This is a genomic window from Mycobacterium sp., assembly GCF_035603715.1.
In the GTDB taxonomy this organism is placed as follows: domain Bacteria; phylum Actinomycetota; class Actinomycetes; order Mycobacteriales; family Mycobacteriaceae; genus Mycobacterium.
This window is the reverse complement of record NZ_DATNJW010000396.1, coordinates 1-4,741: the sequence shown is the minus strand read 5'-3', so window position 1 is coordinate 4,741 and position 4,741 is coordinate 1. Positions and strand designations below refer to the sequence as shown.

Below are 4,741 nucleotides of genomic sequence, written 5' to 3'. Positions count from 1 at the left end.
TGACCGGCAGCACAAGCGCCGGAACAACCACTTCCCAACGAGATAGGAACACCCCATGGCACGCGTGAAGCGGGCAGTCAACGCCCAAAAGAAGCGCCGCACCATCCTGAAGGCTTCCAAAGGCTATCGCGGCCAGCGGTCTCGCCTGTACCGCAAAGCCAAAGAGCAGCAGCTACATTCGCTGACCTACGCCTACCGCGACCGTCGGGCACGCAAGGGTGAGTTTCGCAAGCTGTGGATCTCACGGATCAACGCCGCTGCTCGGGCCAATGACATCACCTACAACCGGCTGATCCAGGGCCTGAAGGCCGCCGGCGTCGAGGTCGACCGCAAGAACCTCGCCGAGATCGCGATCAGCGATCCCGCGGCGTTCACCGCGTTGGTCGGTGTCGCGCGGGCCGCACTGCCCGACGACGTCAACGCGCCGTCCGGAGAGGCCGCCTAACCTCGCCCGGCCGAACAGGTCCGGTGACGATGCGGCGCGCGCAGCGCGACGAGGTGGGGTTCCCCCCGCTTGCGGGGGAGAGCCGGACAATCGGATCTCAACCGCACTCGGTGCTCACGGAACGATCGACCCGGGTTGTCGCCGCAGTCAAACTGCACCGGCAGGTCGCTCGTCGCCGGAGCCGACGGTTCCTGGTCGAAGGCGCGAATCTGGTCGAAGCGGCATCGCAGCGTGGGCTGATCCGCGAGGTCTTCGCAACCGAGGCCGCCGCGCTGCGGTACGCCGATCTGTTGGCGACGCACGACGCATCGGTCCACCTTGTCAACGAGCGTGCCGCGAAAGCCTTGTCGGACACCGTGACTCCGGCCGGCCTGGTGGCAGTCTGCGAATTGCCCAGTCCGCCTTTGCAGGACGTTCTGCTGAGCGCGCCTCGACTGGTCGCCGTCGGCGTCGAAATCGGTGAACCGGGAAACGCGGGCACCCTGATCCGCATCGCCGATGCCATGGGCGCCGACGCCGTGGTCTTCGCCGGACACAGCGTCGACCCGTACAACGGAAAATGCCTGCGGGCGTCGGCCGGCAGCATCTTCGCGATGCCGGTCGTCGTCGAACCCGAAGTGGACGCGGCCGTCAGCACACTGCAGGCCGCCGGGCTGCGGGTACTGGCCACCACCGTGGACGGTGAGCTGTCGCTCGATGACGCCGACCTGACGGCGCCGACGGCGTGGCTGTTCGGCGCCGAGGCCCACGGATTGTCAACACAGCTGGCAGAACGGGCCGACAACCGCGTGACCATACCGATGTCCGGGAGTGCGCAAAGCCTCAATGTGGCTGCGGCAGCGGCTATTTGCCTGTATCAAAGCGCCCGGGCGCAGCGGGCCGGTTCTGGCGACTAGGCAGCTTTGCCGCGGCCCCGCGCGGGACGCAATCCGGCCAGCGAGAACGTGGTGTGCACCAGCGAACCGGCGCGCTCGATGATCGATTTCCGCGGCGGGAAGTAGTGCATCGGCAGCCCGCGTCGGTCTGACGGCGGCGCCATGAAGCCAGGCGCCTCGACGAGCGGGGCGTCGACCGAACCACGGCCCTCCGCGCGGCGATACGCGGCCAGCGCACGCGGATGCAACCGGATTTCGTCGGGAACCGCCAGGAACGCCAGCTCGACCAGCTTCCCGAACAGTCGCAGTACTACTTCATCGCTCGGTGTCCAACGCATGCCGGCCTTTTCGCGCACCGATGGCTCGAACAATCCGGCCGCGATCCAACGCTGGCCCGCAACAAGCGGTTTGAACAGCTGATCCCACACCGGGGTGGGCATCAACACGAATTTCGGTTTAGGGATCCGGATTTGGAAGATATCCAGCGTGGCCTGGTTGATCTCCAGCTCATCACGGCAGACCCGTTGCCAGTAATCCTGAAATTCCTCCCAGGACTCGGGAACCGGTCGCATGCTCATCCCGTACATCCGGTACCACTGCACGTGTTCGTCGAACAGCTGACGCTTTTCGGCCTCGGTCAACCCGCCACAGAAGTACTCGGCCACCTTGATCACCAGCATGAAAAAGGTGGCGTGCGCCCAGTAGAACGTCTCAGGGTTCAGCGCGTGGTACCGCCGGCCGGTGGAATCGACGCCCTTGATGGTGTGGTGGTACTGCTTGATCTGCTGACCGGTCTGGGCCGCCCGGCCGCCGTCGTAGACAACGCCCATGATCGGGTACACCGAGCGCGCCACCCGCTGCAGCGGCTCGCGCAACAGGATTGAATGCTCCTCGACGCCGGCACCTAGTTCCGGATACATGTTCTGGATCGCGCCGATCCAGACGCCCATCATCCCGGTGCGCAGGTCGCCGAAGTACTTCCACGTCAGCGAGTCCGGCCCCAGCGGAGCTGCCGAGATTGTCTTGTTGTCCGGTTCGGCCGGCCGGCGCGCAGCGGAGGTACGCGGCCGCTTGGAGGGCATCGACGTCACTGTCATCACGGCCTCCCAGTCCTGATGGGCGATGATGAGATCACGATAATGATGACAACGCACGTTGTCTACAATTTCGGGGCGCGTCGCGCTGCACTGTTACCGAGTGTCGACGCGGCCGTCGCAACGCCGTGATCAGGTGGTTCACCGCAGATCGTGTCGGACACCACCATGAACCTCGTTGCCGGTCTCTCCGGACACCACCTACCCTGAGCGTTGTGGAACTTGGGCCGCACGCGGCGTCCGGCGAGCCCGATCAAACGGTGGCCACATCGGAATCGCATGACTCAAGGCAGCGTTCGCCGGCGCCGATACGTGACGCGGCGGAATGGCTGCGCAGCACAAACCAAAACCCAGGCATGATTTCGCTGGTCCGGCGGGCGCGCAGACTCCTGCCCGGCGATCCCGACTTCGGCGACCCGCTCTCGACGGCCGGCCAGGGCGGACCGCGCGCCGCGGCCCGGGCCACGGGCCGCCTGTTGGGCGAACGCGGTGGCGCGTCGCGAGAGGTCGGTCTCGGCGCGCTGCAGGTGTGGCAGGCCGTGACCGAGGCAGTGTCCCGACGTCCGGCAAACCAAGAGGTCACCATCGTTTTCACAGACCTGGTGGGTTTCTCGACTTGGTCTTTGCACGCCGGCGATGACGCCACTCTCAAACTCTTGCGGCGAGTGGCGCGGGCGATCGAAGCGCCGCTGCTGGACGCCGGCGGGCACATCGTCAAGCGGATGGGCGACGGGACCATGGCGGTGTTCGCCGACCCGCTCGTCGCGGTCGGTGCGGTCTTGGAGGCCAAGCGGGCGCTGAAATCGGTCGACGTCGACGGCTACAAGCCGCGAATGCGGGTCGGGATACACACCGGTCGACCCCAGCGGCTGGCGGCCGATTGGCTCGGCGTCGACGTCAACGTCGCCGCGCGAGTGATGGAGCGCGCAACACGGGGCGGCGTGATGGTGTCGGGAACCACACTGGACCAGCTTGACCCGCACGACTTGGTCACACTCGGCGTCGCCGCCAAGCGCGTGCATTGGCCGGTCTTTGCGAGTAAACCCGCTGGTCTGCCGCCTGATTTGGCCATCTACCGGCTCAAGCTGTCCAGGGAGAATGTCAGCGACTTATCAGGATTTGAAAGCGCGGATGACGAGACTCCGCAGGCATAGTAGATGGCGATGATTGTGCAGATCTTGTCGCGCCTTTCACGCGTGCGGATCACGTTGGGCTACGCGGCCGTGCTGATCGGAGTCAGCGCGGCGCTCGTGGACCTCGGGCCGCGCGCGCGTGCGCACGTCATCGCACAGGCCAGCACCAATCTGCACAACCTCGCACACGGTCACGTGGCCACCCTGCTGGACAGCGCGTTCGTCACTGAATCCGGTCCGATGTACTTCTGGTTGCCGTGCCTGGTGTGCCTGCTGGCCCTGGCTGAATTGATCTGGCGGAGCGGGCGGCTGGCCATCGTGTTCGTCACCGGCCATATCGGTGCGACGCTGCTGGTCGCCATCGGCCTCACCGCGGCGATCGAATTCGGCTGGCTGCCGCTGTCGGTTTCGCGCGCGAGCGATGTCGGGGTGAGCTACGGCGCGGTAGCCGTGCTGGGCGCGCTGACAGCCGCGATACCTGAGCGCTGGCGACCGGCCTGGATCGGCTGGTGGCTGCCGGTCGGTATCGCCGCGGCCGCACTGGGCGACGATTTCACCGATGTCGGGCACTCTGTCGCATTGGTGCTGGGCATGCTGGTCTCCCTGCGACTGGGCGGCCCGGCCCGCTGGACACAAGTCCGGTATGCGCTGCTGGCGGTGTCCGCAGTCTTCGGCTTTTTCCTGTTGGCGCACGGCGCTTGGTCGATGTGGGGTGCAGCGGCCGTGGGCGCGCTGGGCGCCGTCACGGCCGAGTTGATCACTCATTCACGGACCGTGCGTCGACGGGTGGGACTGCCCGAGCTGGCGGCGGAGCCGGCACTCAACAGCTGATCGACCCGTTAAGGCACGGCCTTCGAGTACAGCCAGCTGTCCCACAGGCCCGACAACGATACATCGCTGTAGCCGGCCGCCAGGCCGGTGAAGTCGTCGGTGACGGCGTTGCCGTGTCGGTAGCGGGTCGTCCAATCCTTCAGTAGCGCAAAGAACTTCTCGTCGCTCAACCGTCGACGCAGCGCGTGCAGGGTCAACGCGCCGCGCTTGTACACCCGGTCGTCGAACATGTCGCGCGGCCCGGGATCGGTCACCAGCAGATCCTGCGGCGAGTTGCGTAGCTTCTGGTGATAGTGGCGGGCCCATTCGTCGGCGGTGCGACCGCCACTGTGTTCGGACCACAGCCATTCCGCGTAACACGCG

General features: G+C 66.2%; 6 protein-coding genes. 4 read left to right on the top strand and 2 right to left on the bottom strand.

What is annotated here, in order from left to right:
• The first annotated feature begins 55 nt into the window (after positions 1-55).
• Both rplT and VN856_RS16435 read left to right on the top strand, forming a co-directional pair.
• Complete coding sequence (gene rplT / locus VN856_RS16440; RefSeq protein ID WP_325690864.1) at positions 56-445, top strand: 50S ribosomal protein L20; 390 nt, start codon at positions 56-58, stop codon at positions 443-445.
• Between the two features lie 110 nt (positions 446-555).
• Positions 556-1,341 (top strand): RNA methyltransferase, encoded by a 786-nt coding sequence (locus VN856_RS16435; RefSeq protein ID WP_325690868.1) that lies wholly within the window; start codon positions 556-558, stop codon positions 1,339-1,341.
• Here VN856_RS16435 and VN856_RS16430 read toward each other — a convergent pair.
• Positions 1,338-2,402 (bottom strand): oxygenase MpaB family protein, encoded by a 1,065-nt coding sequence (locus VN856_RS16430; RefSeq protein ID WP_414686976.1) that lies wholly within the window; start codon positions 2,400-2,402, stop codon positions 1,338-1,340. The two genes, VN856_RS16435 and VN856_RS16430, sit on opposite strands and share 4 nt — an antisense overlap.
• A 368-nt stretch (positions 2,403-2,770) precedes the next feature.
• On the opposite strand from VN856_RS16430, the gene VN856_RS16425 reads away from it, so the two are divergent.
• Positions 2,771-3,568: an adenylate/guanylate cyclase domain-containing protein gene (locus VN856_RS16425; RefSeq protein WP_414686975.1), complete on the top strand. Its 798-nt coding sequence runs from the start codon at positions 2,771-2,773 to the stop codon at positions 3,566-3,568.
• A 9-nt stretch (positions 3,569-3,577) separates the two neighbouring features.
• On the top strand, positions 3,578-4,378 hold the full coding sequence (locus VN856_RS16420) for a rhomboid-like protein (protein WP_325690866.1): 801 nt from the start codon (positions 3,578-3,580) through the stop codon (positions 4,376-4,378).
• Between the two features lie 8 nt (positions 4,379-4,386).
• Here VN856_RS16420 and VN856_RS16415 read toward each other — a convergent pair.
• Positions 4,387-4,741 (bottom strand): M1 family aminopeptidase (locus VN856_RS16415; protein WP_325690858.1); only part of this gene is annotated, 355 nt, incomplete at its 5' end.

Excerpts from the sequence above, each read along its gene's own strand:
- rplT (WP_325690864.1), top strand. The coding sequence starts at position 56 with ATGGCACGCGTGAAGCGGGCAGTCAACGCCCAAAAGAAGCGCCGCACC.
- VN856_RS16430 (WP_414686976.1), bottom strand. The coding sequence starts at position 2,402 with ATGCCCTCCAAGCGGCCGCGTACCTCCGCTGCGCGCCGGCCGGCCGAA.
- VN856_RS16425 (WP_414686975.1), top strand. The coding sequence starts at position 2,771 with ATGATTTCGCTGGTCCGGCGGGCGCGCAGACTCCTGCCCGGCGATCCC.
- VN856_RS16420 (WP_325690866.1), top strand. The coding sequence starts at position 3,578 with ATGATTGTGCAGATCTTGTCGCGCCTTTCACGCGTGCGGATCACGTTG.